The organism is Acidiplasma cupricumulans, assembly GCF_001402935.1.
Classification (GTDB): domain Archaea; phylum Thermoplasmatota; class Thermoplasmata; order Thermoplasmatales; family Thermoplasmataceae; genus Acidiplasma; species Acidiplasma aeolicum.
In genome coordinates this window covers 1-15,004 of record NZ_LKBH01000117.1, presented here as the reverse complement: position 1 = coordinate 15,004, position 15,004 = coordinate 1, and the positions used below count along the sequence as shown (strand labels likewise).

Annotated in this window: 13 protein-coding genes; 10 read left to right on the top strand and 3 right to left on the bottom strand. The window is 32.6% G+C overall.

All coding sequences use genetic code 11. The annotated features are described in order from the left end of the window. Window positions 1–49 precede the first annotated feature (49 nt). Together AOG55_RS03515 and AOG55_RS03510 are read left to right on the top strand one after the other, a co-directional pair. Window positions 50–2,440 carry a M1 family metallopeptidase gene (locus tag AOG55_RS03515; protein WP_054964193.1) on the top strand — a complete coding sequence of 797 codons (2,391 nt, stop codon included), beginning with the start codon at window positions 50–52 and terminating at the stop codon, window positions 2,438–2,440. 124 nt (window positions 2,441–2,564) lie between these two features. Further along, window positions 2,565–3,860 carry an MFS transporter gene (locus tag AOG55_RS03510; protein ID WP_055032647.1) on the top strand — a complete coding sequence of 432 codons (1,296 nt, stop codon included), beginning with the start codon at window positions 2,565–2,567 and terminating at the stop codon, window positions 3,858–3,860. 1 nt (window position 3,861) lies between these two features. Here AOG55_RS03510 and AOG55_RS03505 read toward each other — a convergent pair whose 3' ends face one another. After that, window positions 3,862–4,308, bottom strand: a complete 447-nt coding sequence (locus tag AOG55_RS03505) for a nucleoside 2-deoxyribosyltransferase (protein WP_054964191.1) — start codon at window positions 4,306–4,308, stop codon at window positions 3,862–3,864. A 74-nt stretch (window positions 4,309–4,382) separates the two neighbouring features. Next, entirely contained in the window at window positions 4,383–5,252 is an 870-nt protein-coding gene (locus tag AOG55_RS03500; RefSeq protein WP_055040904.1) for a nucleoside hydrolase, read from the bottom strand. A gap of 270 nt (window positions 5,253–5,522) precedes the next feature. Here AOG55_RS03500 and AOG55_RS03495 point away from each other — a divergent pair, with 270 nt between their 5' ends. From AOG55_RS03495 to AOG55_RS03470, 6 genes are all read left to right on the top strand, one after another. After that, window positions 5,523–6,941 (top strand): MFS transporter, encoded by a 1,419-nt coding sequence (locus tag AOG55_RS03495; protein ID WP_055040903.1) that lies wholly within the window; start codon window positions 5,523–5,525, stop codon window positions 6,939–6,941. After that, the gene (locus AOG55_RS03490) at window positions 6,938–8,344 is read left to right on the top strand and encodes an amidohydrolase family protein (RefSeq protein ID WP_055040902.1); all 1,407 of its coding nucleotides are present in this window, start codon (window positions 6,938–6,940) and stop codon (window positions 8,342–8,344) included. Before AOG55_RS03495 ends, AOG55_RS03490 begins: the two co-directional genes overlap by 4 nt. Window positions 8,345–8,582: 238 nt before the next feature. Continuing rightward, window positions 8,583–9,791, top strand: a complete 1,209-nt coding sequence (locus AOG55_RS03485; RefSeq protein WP_055040901.1) for a site-specific integrase — start codon at window positions 8,583–8,585, stop codon at window positions 9,789–9,791. Window positions 9,792–10,203: 412 nt separating this feature from the next. Further along, on the top strand, window positions 10,204–10,371 hold the full coding sequence (locus AOG55_RS09285; protein WP_156318739.1) for a hypothetical protein: 168 nt from the start codon (window positions 10,204–10,206) through the stop codon (window positions 10,369–10,371). 18 nt (window positions 10,372–10,389) lie between these two features. Next, window positions 10,390–11,358: a hypothetical protein gene (locus tag AOG55_RS03475; protein ID WP_162216754.1), complete on the top strand. Its 969-nt coding sequence runs from the start codon at window positions 10,390–10,392 to the stop codon at window positions 11,356–11,358. A gap of 272 nt (window positions 11,359–11,630) precedes the next feature. Beyond that, window positions 11,631–12,992, top strand: a complete 1,362-nt coding sequence (locus AOG55_RS03470) for a hypothetical protein (protein WP_055040898.1) — start codon at window positions 11,631–11,633, stop codon at window positions 12,990–12,992. A 333-nt stretch (window positions 12,993–13,325) separates the two neighbouring features. On the opposite strand, the gene AOG55_RS09730 is transcribed toward AOG55_RS03470, so the two are convergent. Then, window positions 13,326–13,457, bottom strand: a complete 132-nt coding sequence (locus AOG55_RS09730; RefSeq protein ID WP_269082529.1) for a hypothetical protein — start codon at window positions 13,455–13,457, stop codon at window positions 13,326–13,328. 407 nt (window positions 13,458–13,864) lie between these two features. Here AOG55_RS09730 and AOG55_RS03465 point away from each other — a divergent pair, with 407 nt between their 5' ends. Continuing rightward, window positions 13,865–14,161 (top strand): hypothetical protein, encoded by a 297-nt coding sequence (locus AOG55_RS03465; protein WP_156318738.1) that lies wholly within the window; start codon window positions 13,865–13,867, stop codon window positions 14,159–14,161. A 649-nt stretch (window positions 14,162–14,810) separates the two neighbouring features. After that, on the top strand, window positions 14,811–15,004 hold a 194-nt coding region (locus tag AOG55_RS09645), incomplete at its 3' end, for a hypothetical protein (RefSeq protein WP_236688962.1).

The window sequence follows — 15,004 nt, the reverse complement described above, 5'->3', positions numbered from 1 at the left end:
TTAATTATTTATTTGATAAAAATTATAATATACCATGCAATATGTAATTATGAATATTATAAACTACAACCTGTATTTGGATTTTGACACAGAAAAATTTACTTACACATGCCATGAAAAAATAACATTGGAGGGTAATGAGGAGAAATTAATACTTAACTCAATAGGGCATAAAATTAAAAGGCTTGCAGTAAATGGTGTAATAAGAGGGTTTAAAGAATACAAAAATGAGCAGGAGATTGTGGTTGATGGGATAATAACATCAAAAACACAGGTGGATATAGACTTTACAGGTGAGATACCTGAAAAACTTGAGGGGATATATCTGGCCAGAACACCGGATGGTTTTATGATAACAACTCAGTTTGAGCCAACCGGGGCCAGAAAATTTATACCCTGCATAGATAATCCATCATATAAGGCCACATTTGATATAACTATTAAAATTGATGGTGGACTTGATGCAGTTTCAAATATGCCGGTGGAAACGATAAAAGAAATTGACGGAAAAAAGGAGGTAAAATTTATGCAGACTCCGAGAATGTCAACATACCTACTTTACCTTGGGATTGGACATTTCGATAGAAAAACTAAAAAATTGGAAGATGGAAAGGAAATAGGGCTTGTGGCACCCAGGGGCAGGCTAACCCAATCGGATTATCCACTGGAAATTGCCAAAAAATCAATTGGATTCTATGAGGATTATTTCAATATAAAATATCCACTTCCAAAGGAGGATTTAATATCAGTACCTGAATTTGCGGCAGGTGCAATGGAAAACTGGGGGGCAATAACATTCAGGGAAATATATCTCAATGTCGATTCATCAACAAGCACTTCTGTAAAGAGGTCAATTGCAGATGTAATAGCCCATGAACTGGCACACCAGTGGTTCGGAGACCTTGTGACAATGAAATGGTGGGATGACCTATGGTTAAATGAGAGTTTTGCCACATTTATGTCATATAAGGCAGTGGATAAATTATATCCAGACTATGACATGTTCTCAGATTTCCTTATCAGTGAAACCTCCGGGGCCCTTGCTGGGGATTCACTGGTTAATTCCCATCCAATACAGGTTGATGTTAAATCTCCTGATGATATAGCACAGATCTTCGATGAAATAAGCTATGGGAAGGGAGGAAGCATATTAAGAATGATTAATTCATTCGTAACCGATGATGTTTTTAGAAAAGGGCTTAATTTATACCTTGAAAATTTTAAATACAAAAATGCAGAGGGTTCTGATCTTTGGGAATTTATTGGAAAGGTATCAGATCTTCCTGTAAGGGAGGTCATGGAATCATTTATTAAAAGACCTGGATATCCATATATAGATGCCAGCATTGTGGATGGAAAATTGTTATTAAAACAGTCAAGATTTTTCCTTAATGGCAAGACACAAAAAGTTACATGGAAAATACCGCTGACGTTAAAATATGAAAACAGTATAAAATCTCTTATTTTTGATGCATCTGAAATGATTATAGAAGACACTGACAAATTTTTAAAGCTTAATGATGATGAGGCTGGATTTTACAGGGTTTTATACTCGGATGAACTCCTTAAATCACTGGTAAATAATTTAAAGAAGCTTTCAGACCGTGATTTATGGGGGATTGCAAATGACTATTATTCATTTCTCATATCCGGTAAAATTAACCTAAACTCATATCTGGATGTAATAAAGGCACTTTCCGATGAGAATAGATTAATGGTTGATCAGGAAATAGCAGGGGAATTATTTATATTAAATTTAATACTAACAAACAATGAAAAATTGCACAATTTCACTGTTGAACTTCTTAAAAATAAACTTGACATGCTTGGCAGCAAGGAGGAAAATGAGGAAATCAATAAATCCATATTAAGGGGAATGATATCATACAGGCTTGCAATTTTGGATCATGATTATGCTGCAAAAATTGCCGAAAATATAAATAATATTACCAGTATGGATCCTGATTTAAGGTCTTCAGTACTGACAGCATATGCAATTATTAAGAATGATTTTGATGGACTTCATAAAATGCTTAATGATTTTAATAATGACGAGGATAAAATAAAGGTTATACAGGCAATGTCATGGCTTTCTGGAGATAAAAATTATGAAAATGTATCAAGATTAATTGAAAATCATGAAATCAAGCAGCAGGATTCCATAAGGTTTTACACAAATGCATCCATGAACCCGGAGGCAAGGGAATATATTTATGAGAATTTCGAGGATATAATCTATGGTATACAAAAGGTATTTCAGGGATCAGGATACGCCTCCAGGGTTGTTGAGGTTGCCGTACCATTTATTGGCCTGAACCACCTAAATGCCATAGAGGAAAAATTAAAGGGCATGGAATTCAGTGAGATATCAAGGGGAATAAAAAAGGGGCTGGAATATTTAAGCATTTACTCCGAATTAATATCCAGGTCAAGGCAGTAAATATTTAATAACAGCATTTTTATTTTTAAAACAATGTAAATAATTTTAAAACTTTTTGATAAATTGAAATAAATGTATAATATGTAAACTTATGCTTTTAAATATTAAATAAGCTTATCATACCATGGGTGGCAATGCTGGAAATTTAAGTTTCGGGCACTGGACACGTGTTGATACATGGGCATTTATATCATTTTCAATGGGAATGTTCCTTGAGGCATATATATTTGGGATGTCAACAATTGCGACAGGCTGGGTCGCAATGCCAGCAAGCCTTAGATCCTTGCTGCTATCATGGTCTCCACTATGGCTGATTATTGGAATAATAGTTTCCGGACCATTATCTGATAAAATAGGAAGGAAGCATGTATTTTATATAACCATGATAATGTATGGTATAGCAGCCATAGGCATAGTTTTTAGTGATACATATTATCTAATACTTTTATTTCTTGCCATACTTTTGTTTGGATCAGGAGGTGAAATGAATACAATAATGGCACTGTCGCAGGAGATAATGCCCACAGAGCATAGAAGCACTACAATGCTGCTTGAGCTAAATTTCATACCGCTTGGTGGTGTGGTTCTTGCTGCTGTATCGTTTTCAACTGCAAGTTCCTCAATATTCTATCAAAGGTTTATGATTGCAATAACAATTTTAATAGTATTAATTGTTTTAATAGCATCCAGGCGTTATCTTCCTGAAAGCTTTCTATGGCTGGCAAGCATTGGCAGGGAAGATCAGGCAATCAATGATGCCATAAAATATTATGGTAGGGAGGAATATTTGAGAAGAACCATGAATAAGAAGGAGCTGGAGGATAGGGAGGATCTGGATAAAACCAAACATTTGGGCCTTAAAATATTTTCCACCCTGACCACTGCCTTTGCAGGTACAACCGGATTTGGACTTATAGCCTACGTTCTTGGCCCTGTATTTTATCCCGGCCTTGTTGCCCTAATTTTACTGGTATCCAGTGTAGCCGCATTTGGTACAGGATTTATTGGATTTTTCGGTGAGAGGATAAGCAGAAGGAGCATGCTTTTATGGGGGAATGTTGGTGCTCTTGTTTTTACCATTATAACCTACGTTACAATAAGCTCCTGGACCAGATACCTCATAATTTTTTGGTTTCTTGTAATAGCACTAAATGCATTTGTCCAGCTTGGTTATCTGGCAGAGGATACTTTAAAATCAGAGGTGTGGGCCACAAAATCAAGGGGAACGCTTACGGCAATTATAAGATTTTTAGGAATAGGGCTTTATATACCTACCATTTATTTGACTGCCTCATATAACCTTAACCAGTACATATTGTTTAATATCATAGTCTGGGTAATCGGTTCCGCAGGCGCAATAGCATGGTTCCTGTTTGGAAAGGAAACCGGAAAGGGCATTCCTATTGAAATGGCAGATTAAACTATTTTAAATTTTTTATTTTTAACAGTATTTCCCTTAATTCATCCCATGTGTGTGCTATATTATATGTAAATGAATAATCTATCATTAAATTATTCTGCAAACCTGAAAACTTCCTTATGTCCGTCTGAAAACCTATGCATATTTTATTGTATGCATATGCCATGCCAAGTTCAACGCATGCACCCTCATCTGGAACCCTGCCATCTATTAGCATTAAAAGTATTCTGGAGTTTTTTAATGCCTGTACGTCCCTTTCAAACACACGCCTGCTTGCCTCAGGATATAACTCCGGGTTTCTTAATAGCTTTTCATCCTCGCCACCATCCCTCTGGGGTAGATACGTTGTGAATCCTAAATTTCTAACAAATGCATCAACCTTATTGTTAAACTCTATCTCCATCTCATTAAAAAGTGGGGCTGAGATATAAATATCGTAGTTAACCATAGTATCAGACCAGTATTTTATTTTAATATTTTTATTTATTTTATATCATGTAAACATCCATATTTAAATATTATTTAAAAAAAAAGATTTTTTACATTTTTTTGATAAATATTTATATCAAGGGAATATGCCACCATGCAGCTCCCTTTTTCATCCCTTGTTAATAAAGTTTTGCCATTCCTATCAACGCTTATTTTCCCTGTAATATATTTAAATGCTTTTTCATTAAGATATGCAAGTGCGGCTATTGGATCATGCATTTCAAAGCTTCCATGCCTGTTAACCATATATTTTACCAGTTCATATATAAATTTGCTCTCATTGCTATTTACATGCATTTTGTTTAGATCGTCATCTTTTATTGAAAAATTTGGGTTCATTGTAACATCCAGCGGAATGGTATATATTTTAATTCCTGAATTAAACACCATATTTGCAGCCTCCGGGTCATAAAATATATTAAATTCTGCATCGCCCACGTTACCGGTTCCATACTCATTTAAGGCGAATGCACCGCCCATGACTATAATCCTCCTTATATTTTTTATTATGTTTTTCTCCAGGGAAAACAGCAGTGCCAGTGTGGTTAAAGGGCATGTTATTATTATATCAACCTCCTCATCTTTTAAAGTATTATAAAGTTCTATTATGCCATTAATTTTATTAAATTCATGCATCTCATAAGTATAATTGGCAAGACCATTTTGCCCATGGTAGTCCTCATAATATGGTTCCCTTATTAATGGCCTGTATGCACCGTAATACACCGGTATATTTTCCTCCAGAATTTTTGTGACCTCAATTGTATTATTTAATGTATTATCCAAATCAGAGTTTCCAGAGGCTGCTATAATAAAATCCGGTTTAATGCCGTTTTTTACCAGGGTCATTATGGCAAGGGCATCATCAACTCCAGTGTCAACAATTAATATGAGTTTTGCCATTTTAAATTATTAAATGGAGGTAGATAATATTTTTTATAATCCTTTTATTCTTATTTTGGATATTATCAATGGAAAAAATTCTTTTTTAACATAATGTATTTGTTTATTTGATAAAAAAATAAATAAAATTAACAGCTACTTTTATATATTCATTGATATTAAATAAGTTATGTTTTCTATCATGAAGGATAACAAAAAAATATGCAGAATTCAGATTAGAATCTTAAATCCATTTGCGTTTCAAATTAAATAAATGTTTGGGGTGTGTGAATGGAAGAAAGATCAAACATGTATGATATTGGCAGAATTGAGCTGGATAGGATATCAAAAAATAATAGGGCATTTAGCATTATTATGCTCCTTGTTGTCCTGGGTACATTTTTTGATGCAATTGAACAGTATAATGCGGGATATGCAGCCACAGGTGTTTCTGCAGCCTTTCATATAAGCGCCGCAGCCATATCAACTCAGGTTGAGTTTATAACATTTGGATTTATGGCTGTTGGGGGTTTAATGGCCGGCTATATGGGTGATAACTTAGGCCGAAGATTTTTGTATTCATTTAATCTGGGGATATATGCTATTGGTGCCCTTATATCAGCACTGTCTGTTAATTATATAATGTTTCTCCTTGGCAGAATGGTTGTTGGGCTTGGGCTGGGTGGTGAAATAGCCATCGGGCTAACATTAATATCAGAAATTATGCCAACCAGAATAAGAAGCCAGTTCACCGGCATAGTTAACGTTGGGCCGGGCTTTGGAATATTTGCTGTTGCAGTTCTTGCGCTTTTATTTTTAGGCCCATATGAGGGTATTTTTGGTGGACCATATCTCGCATGGAGGTGGTTTTTGGGTGTTTTAATTTTGCCTGCCCTGTTAATTTTGGTTTACAGGAGGTACATACCTGAAACGCCAAGATTTTTAATATCAAAGGGAAGGCAAGATGAGGCTTTTGCAGTAATTAAAATGTTATCAGAGGATAAATTAATACCGGTTAAGAGATTGAAAAGTTATTATAATATAAATGAGTTAAAAAAACAGTATAAATATAATGATTTAAAGACAATAACAGAGAAGCCACACACCAGTGAACTTTTTAAGGGAAGATATGCCAGAAGAAGTCTATTATTATTTGTTCTTTCATTTATAACATTTGGTGTGTCTGCATCGTTTACAATAATATATCCTGAACTGTTTTCCTCTGTAACCTCTTCACTACATTTAAGCAGTTCATTTATACTCACAACCATTGTTAATTTTGGTACATTGCTTGGAACATTTACAGCGGTCCTTCTGGCCGCCAAAAACAGAAAGATTTTAATTCCATCGCTTGGTATTCTGGCAATATTTGGTGCAGGTCTAACAGTTACATTTCATTCATATCCTTACATGGTAATAGTATCGCTGTTTATTTTCGCGTTATTTTCATATGCATCGAATACAACAATATGGTTGTACTCACCAGAAATGTATCCAACAAGGGTCAGGAATATTGGCACTGGTTATATACTTGTTACAAGCCTGGCCGGCGTTGCCATAATGGAGGTTTTTGTTTCCTATATCTATTCGCTTTATAATATAATAGGCATAGGAATTGTCGCCATAGGGGCGTTCATTATTTATGTGATTCTGGCATATATAATGGCCGAGGATACATCCATGAAGGATCTTGAGGTGGTATCTCCATGATTAACAAAATAGACAGCACGATAACTAATGTAAAAATAGTTAGTTCCTGTGGTATATCAGAACCCTGCGATATTTTTATTGCTAATAGTAAAATTATAGGAATACATAAATCAGGTATTGTTAAACCTGATGGAGAAGTTACAGATGGTAATGAGATGCTTGCATTTCCTGGATTTACAGATTTGCATTTTCATGCCGGTATGGGTTCTATTAATAGCATATACAAAGAACTTGAAACTGAAAGCAGGGCTGCACTGGCTGGTGGTTATACATATATTAGATCTCACCTGATAATAGGACCTGATGGGAGTTCAGGATATCTAAACGTAATTGATAAAATAATTGAAAAAGCACAAAGGGTTAGTTATTCCGATTTTTCCTTTAACCCAATGATTGGCACAGATAGCCAGGTAGGGGAACTTGATAAACTGATAAATAAGGGAATTAATGCCTATAAGATATATTATAATGCATATCAGGGAGATGAGGGCAGGAAACTTGGAATATATGTGGATGATGACATAGATGATATTGTAATTAAAGCACTTTCAACAGCTGCAAAATATGATAACACAAGAATAATATTTCATGCAGAGGATAATAGTACTGTAAAATTTTTTACAGCCATGGAAGAAAAAAACAATGGCCTGGATGCATTTAACAGAGGACGGCCACCAATTGCAGAGGCCATTAAAATAGATAAAATATGCAGGCTGGCCATGCGTTTTAAGGCAAAGGTCCACATTGCCCACATATCATCAATAGAGGCCTTTGAAACCGCTAATAAATATCGTGAAATGGGATTGGATGTTTCAATGGAAACTGAGCCACATTATCTATTTTATGATGACTCTATGTGGAATTTACTGGGCGTTTATGGCAAGGTAAATCCTCCATTAAGAACCAAATTGGACAGAGAATTCTTAATAAAAAAGTTATCTGAGAGAAAGTTGGATTCCATATCCTCTGATGTTAATGCTTTAACTGCTAGGCAAAAAATGAAAAATGGTGATAAATACGGAAATATTTGGGATGCTAGTCCCGGATTTGACAACATACAGATGACCCTGCCCAGGCTTATAACCAGCTTTGTATCAAATGGGATTTTAACCTACGAGGATTTGGCATATCTTTTAGCAGAAAGGCCTGCAGATGTAATTGGCATTAGAAATAAAGGTTCAATTAGTATTGGCAAGGATGCTGATATTGTTTTATTAAACCCAAAAAAGATAAAAAAGGCAACAGAAGAAACACTGGAAACTGTACCAGGGCTGGACTGGAATCCTGAATTAAATAAAGAATTTAGGGGCTGGCCGGAAAATATATTTTTGCGTGGAAGAAAAATGTTATTTGATTCTAAAATTCAGGAGAAAATGGACGGAAAATATGTTTACATAAAGTGATTAATATAATTTAAGGCAATAAGACTTCATTAATTACAGATGATGACTGTATTTTCATTTGAGACTATGTTATTTTTCCAAATTATTTCATTCCGGTCTATATGTGTGAACGAATTCAAATGAATATAAATAAAAATAATTTTTTAATGCGTCTTGAAGTCATATATTAAAAGTTTTAACAATGCGGAGGGTCAAACTTAGCCTAAAGGTTTAATACCGTTCCAGACAATAAATGATCATGGATATATACTCTATTGACAGGGATCTTAATGCAGAATATAAAAGAATAAATAAAATACCTGAAAAGGAAAGGAAAACAATTATCTCATTTGTCAAGGAAATAAAGATAACAGGCATAACCCAGCACAGGGAATATTTCTATTTAACAAGGCTAAGAGTAATATACAATAATTTGCAGGATAAATTCCTAACTCCTAGTAAGGAGGATATTATCGACATGATTTTAAGCTTCAAGGAAAAATACACTGATAAAACAATGATGGATTATGAAAATGTCATGAAAAGATTTTATAAATGGTACTACAAGTCATTGCCTGATTTTATGGATATTAAGTTCAACCATAAATCAAGCCATGATAAAAAAATTGATTTAATAACAAAATATGACATTGAAAAATTAATAAATGCATGCAATAACACCAGGGATAAGGCATTGGTATCATTATTATACGATTCTGGATGCAGGATCGGTGAGATATTAACCTTAAGAATGAAGGATGTAATCTTTGATGAATACGGATTAATATTAAATGTCCATGGAAAGACAGGAAATAGAAGCGTAAGGATAATAGGCGATTCAATAGCATATTTAAAGGATTATTTAAAGTCAAAGGATGACAATGATGAATATCTATTCACTGGATTGCAGAAGCAGAATATGCATAAACAAATGAAATACTATGATGCCAGAAAACTATTATTGAATTTAAAAGCCAGGACAGGAATAGACAAAAGAATATATCCGCATTTGTTCAGGCATACCAGGGCTTCCATATTGGCATCCAAGGTTCCGGAATCTCCCTTGGAATCTCAAATGGGATGGGTTCATGGTTCAAAAATGACATCTGTTTATGTGCATTTATCAATGAGGGACCAGGATAATGCAATTTTAAAGGCCTATGGAATAAATATCAATGAAAAAAATGAAATAGAGGAAAAACCTAAGAAATGCCCGAGATGTGATTATTTAAATCCTTCAAATGCAAAGTACTGCCATAACTGCTGGCTTCCATTCGATGAGAAATTGGCTTTAGAATATGAGAACAGGGAGAAGCAGATCGAGGCCACAATAGAGAAATCTGAAACAATACCAGGAATAGCCAAGAAGATGATCGAAGCTGCACCGGAATCATTCAAGGCTAAACTAATGGAGAATGTCATCTTTAAACAAGTTAATAAGGTATATACTCTGTCAAAAACAAAGTGATTCAGCTTTATTTTTTATGAGGATAGATGGCAAAATGAGAAACGGTATTTCTTGAAACGTGAAATAGATTTCAGCTATTTCTCTCTTACTTCTCGCCCTTTTTTTCTCTTTCGCAGTAGCCAGATCCCATAAATTGTTTGTGGATGTCATATTTATAGGACTGCACATGAATCATTCAAGTCTAAATTAATTGAAAATGTTTTGGAGGAAATATTAAAGGGACCCGAATTGTTACAGAGATTTAGGAGTGAACTGGAGCATTAATACGAATTCAAATATCTGGTCTACACACATACATTTATATATCAGACATACATACTTTTATGTAAAGAAGTTAGTTAGTTAGTTACATAAGCATTTAAAATAAAATATTTGAACAATCATTTGAATATTAAGTAGTGAGGGAGGGGAGATGGAAAATAGGAAAGGGAAAAAATATACAATGAATGAAAAGTTGAAAATAATAGATAGAAGTAGGTACATTAAAATCATTAAGAATGAAAAAGATCTAACTGAAAATGACATATATGTACCTATTAAAAAAAATGGCAAAATAGTTTACATAGTTGCAGAAAAATAATTTTAAGTAGTGAATTCATTGTATTTTTATCCCAGTAGCATAGAAATCATAAGTAGGCATATATATTATAACCATTCTGAGGGATTGCTCAAAAGGACTGTAAGAGAAGAGATAATCTTTAAAAATAAATCTGAAGAGAAATTAAATGAAATAATTTTAGAAATTGAAAATTTTAAAACAAACCTAAAAATAAGTAATAGCAAAGAAAGTGCACTAGTGTATTTACCGAATTACAAGATAATACAAAGAAATGATATACCGGAAGATATTAAAGAGGGCATAAAAAAAGAAGATCCTGATGATAGAAGTTATATCTTAGTAATAGAGTTGAACAAAACTATAGAAAAAGACGAATATTGCTCATTATATTTGGATTACATAGAGTATACAAAAGAGGAAAAACAGAATAATAACTATGAAGGGTTAACTGAATCAAAGCATTTTATGTATAACGAGGCTGAATATATGGATGTAATACTTTTTTATAGTAAAGAAACGCTTAGTATATTTAATCATTGGGGAAATGGCTTAGAAATAGGCAAATTCGATCCATACATTTTTGGCAGTAATGATTCTGCCGGACAGGATGAGGATTCTATTATTGATATAGATGAGAAAAAAATATATTTAGATAAAAGAAAAAATTGTTTTTCGTTTAGTGTTTCTAATAAGTATAGAATTAAAGAAAATCTAGATAGTATCGCCATTTTTTATAGCATAAAACCGGAAAAGAAAGAATACAATTTAATTCAAACATTGGCAATAGTTACAGTTTTACTTCCATTCACCGGTATTACAGCACTATATTTTCATAATATCTCATACCTATTTGATTCATTAGAAATAGAGAGTGTTTTTATTTTAACGTTAGCGTTTGCACAAACAAAGACCAGATTGTTATCGCATGAAAAATATATCAGAAATATAGTTATATGGGCCGGTGTAATTTTTATCTTGATTTTAATCTTATACGTAGTATATCGATAGAGAGGAATTAGGTTGTTCACTAAAATGATGAAAGCATTTCGTTTTAACAGGCTATCCAGACATAATTTATCAATATACTTTTATGCATGGCCATTTCTTTGATTTTATCTTTATCCTTAGGGGTCAGGTTAAAACGCTTTATAATTGCATAGGCAGCCACACAATCAGGAATTATGTAGCCTTTGTATTTGTATTAAATAAATGTAATATCCGGGAATTTTTCATTTTCCAATTGTGTAAAAGTTTATAATTAAATCACAGTATATCTTTCAATGAGTCAAAAAATTAAATGTAAATATGGGAGGATAATAATAGGAGACCTTATTAAAGAGGACAGCGTGAAAAAAATAAAAGAAATTTTTAAGATAAGTGATCTTGAATTCAATAAAAAATATACTGTTAACATCAAGGATTTGCTTAATAACGCACATAATTATCCACTCAGCCCAACTACTAAGGCGAGGGCTCTTTTTGATTATATAGGGAAAACATACATCGCGATAATATACTATAAAGAGGATGTTACTAAATTATCTTTACCTGCGATTATATTAGAAACGGAATTGGATATAAATATAATAAATAAAAGAATAAATAAAGGACTTGAAAATGATATAACAAATCTATCGGGATATATTGGTGAGGTCTTACAAATAAATTTTGATATAATAAGCAAAGATATATACAATCATCCCCCAAATAAATTTAACCCATCATCCTATGTAATTTTGGATTTATCATTTTACACAGATAAAAAGTCATTTTTTGATCTCAATAATAAAATTCAGAAAGTTAGGCAAAGCGATAAATCTCTTTTATCTTCCACCGATTATGAAAAACTTATAAAATTAGAGCCTGTTAATTTTAAGAATAAAGCCGAAGACCATCATTCTGTAATATCGTATAATAATTCACTGGTTTTCAGAGGCTTGAATACTCTTATTATAGATGACCCCCGACCATTAATTTATCAATATACCTTGGATTATACTGTTTTTACATCTGTTAATGTATTAATAAGACCTTTATTGTCTATTCCAGAAAAAAATTTTATAGACAATCCCAATGAATGGCCAGCAAACATACTTTTTGCTGAATTAATGATTTTATTTGCAAAATATACTGATTATTTACAAAAGAGTGCAATTAAGGAAGTTGATAATTTGAATTTAGGAAATGAATTGCAAAAAACCGAATTAAAAAAATTATTCCAGATGGTAACTGAAAAATTGTATGCGCTTTCTAACAATGTTAATAGCTTAGAATTATTTAATAATGAAAATGAGGAAAGTATTAACAAAATAATTGACAATAATATCCCGTTTAAAGGTCCTGAATTAATTTATGAATATACCGGTACTATTGTGGGTGAATCTATATATTTTGGGAAATATAAAAATTTTAATGTAACTCAATTAATATTCAAAATGTTAACAGAAAACATCAATTATGCAGTAAAAGCTAACAGAACAGCAGTAGAATATATTGACAATATAAACCGGATTACAATAGCAAAATTAAATTTTGAAAATGCCAAAACGACAGAAAAATCCACAAAATTTCTATTAATAGCAACCGGCATATTAGTAATACTTACTGCGGCATTATTAATATTGCCCTTATTTAAACATTAATTTTATGTTTGATAGAGTAAAAAAAATAATGTTGCCTAGAGTCAAAAACAACCAATAAACTATAGGATTTTAAAAAGTTCTAAATATTGAATTATGAAATAAATATTAAAAACAGGGAAGATAATAAGTATAACAATGTTGTAATATCAGATACATCTTAATGTCTCATTGATTCTGTATTGATAAAATATGAGCACCTACCTAATTGAGAGGATAGACTGATTATGCAAGTTTATACTTTGCGTACCTGCTTGTTTTTTCTTTTGCTATGATAGATAGAATGTGTAATTTGGATGGGAGAAGAGTGCCATACACAATTCCAGCTCTATTGCATTATAGGAGATTTAGCATCTCATTGATCTTTAGGAATCTGGATGTGGCCATTGCATTGAGAATCTCTATATCTGTGCGATCAAGGGAAAACTGAAAGGAGATTTTCATTGGATATTTGCCATGGTTATTCACACGTCTTATATAGGCTCAGACATTTATAAGGTTTTACCACTGTGATAATATCGTTATGAGATATTAAAAAATATGGGCTTTTCTAATATTGAATATTAGAAATTAGATTGGCATAACTTGAGGAAATTTGAAAAATACTTTCCTGCGTTTTATGTGTAAATAATATGTAGAGTTTAGGAATAGAAGAATCAAGGATAGTTATTGAAAAAACGGGTTCCTGTTTGATAATACTTTCGATAGATACTCTGGCTTCAAATTTGAATTCTATCAAATCCAATAAGTTATATTTAGATAATACCTTAAATTATGTGTTGAAAAACCTTTATTTTTAAGCCTTTTATCATAGAGTTATAAATTTTATGGAATGGTTATAAAACCTTATATGACTCTGAATCTGTATATGAATGGTGAACAGCCAGGAAGAAACTTCAGTAAAAATATCTCTTCAGGTCTCTATAGACCAGACAGACATGAAAATAATTAATGCAATGTCCACAATCAGGTTCATGAAAGTCCATGAGATAAGGACCGTTATGGAATACAATGGATGGCTTATTGGCTATGGCGAGCTTTCAACCAGGTTAAAGATCCTATGTATACTGTCAATTGTAGAAAAGCAGAAAACTTCCAGGGTATATTCATATAAGCTTTCAGAAGAGTTCTCATCTCTGCGTTCCATGTTATATAGGTATAAGGACCTATAAAATGACTATTTTACAGTAATAAATCCAGGGATTACATGTGCATAATTTTGGCAATCAGATGGGGGCCATGTCTGATATCAGATCTATATCCTATATATAGAAAGCCAATAAAATCAAGGATAAAATCATGAAAATCTGATATTGCTGCTGCTGCTTCCTACTAATATATAATTAAGATAAAACATGGGCCGTAATTTAGATCTTTATCCAGGAGATTTTATTACGGCCATAACCTCTCATAATTATATAATAATACGAAACTGTTGTTCATCAATCTTTCCATTTTTTGATTGATAAGCCTTTGTTTTACTGTATTTCTAAAATAGGATATCGGTTTTAGATATCCGCACTTACCAGGGTATTAAAATGATAAGGCCTTAATTTTTTTAAAATTATGGACCATGAATTTTGATTTATGATAAATTTATGGAATTGATGGTGTTCCAACACCCACGGTTGGAACACCAAAAACCATTTAGAATACTGGTTTAAAATTAAATTTTATGTGCTGGTGTTCCAACCTGTTCCAACAGTACTGTTGGAACACAATTTTCCATTTATTTTGCTGCTTCTCTATTTAACTGTTCCAACCTATTTTTAATTAACTTTATAAGAATTTATAATTTTGACGATTTTATTACATTATATAATGTATATCGTTGATTTTACAAAAGTAAATTGGAAATATAGGGGGGAGGTTGGAACAGTTTTATGCAGAGCCTTTGTTTTCAAGGGGAAAAAGTGTTCCAACACCTTTTTTAATGAGGTTGGAACACATAGATGTATTTCATCATATTTTTTCATTGGCTATATAGTATTTTCAATAAGAAATAAATATTCTAA

Bases quoted from the DNA above. Each gene is read 5' to 3' on its own strand.
- AOG55_RS03515 (WP_054964193.1), top strand. From the start codon at position 50: ATGAATATTATAAACTACAACCTGTATTTGGATTTTGACACAGAAAAA.
- AOG55_RS03510 (WP_055032647.1), top strand. From the start codon at position 2,565: ATGGGTGGCAATGCTGGAAATTTAAGTTTCGGGCACTGGACACGTGTT.
- AOG55_RS03505 (WP_054964191.1), bottom strand. From the start codon at position 4,308: ATGGTTAACTACGATATTTATATCTCAGCCCCACTTTTTAATGAGATG.
- AOG55_RS03500 (WP_055040904.1), bottom strand. From the start codon at position 5,252: ATGGCAAAACTCATATTAATTGTTGACACTGGAGTTGATGATGCCCTT.
- AOG55_RS03495 (WP_055040903.1), top strand. From the start codon at position 5,523: ATGGAAGAAAGATCAAACATGTATGATATTGGCAGAATTGAGCTGGAT.
- AOG55_RS03490 (WP_055040902.1), top strand. From the start codon at position 6,938: ATGATTAACAAAATAGACAGCACGATAACTAATGTAAAAATAGTTAGT.
- AOG55_RS03485 (WP_055040901.1), top strand. From the start codon at position 8,583: ATGGATATATACTCTATTGACAGGGATCTTAATGCAGAATATAAAAGA.
- AOG55_RS09285 (WP_156318739.1), top strand. From the start codon at position 10,204: ATGGAAAATAGGAAAGGGAAAAAATATACAATGAATGAAAAGTTGAAA.
- AOG55_RS03470 (WP_055040898.1), top strand. From the start codon at position 11,631: ATGAGTCAAAAAATTAAATGTAAATATGGGAGGATAATAATAGGAGAC.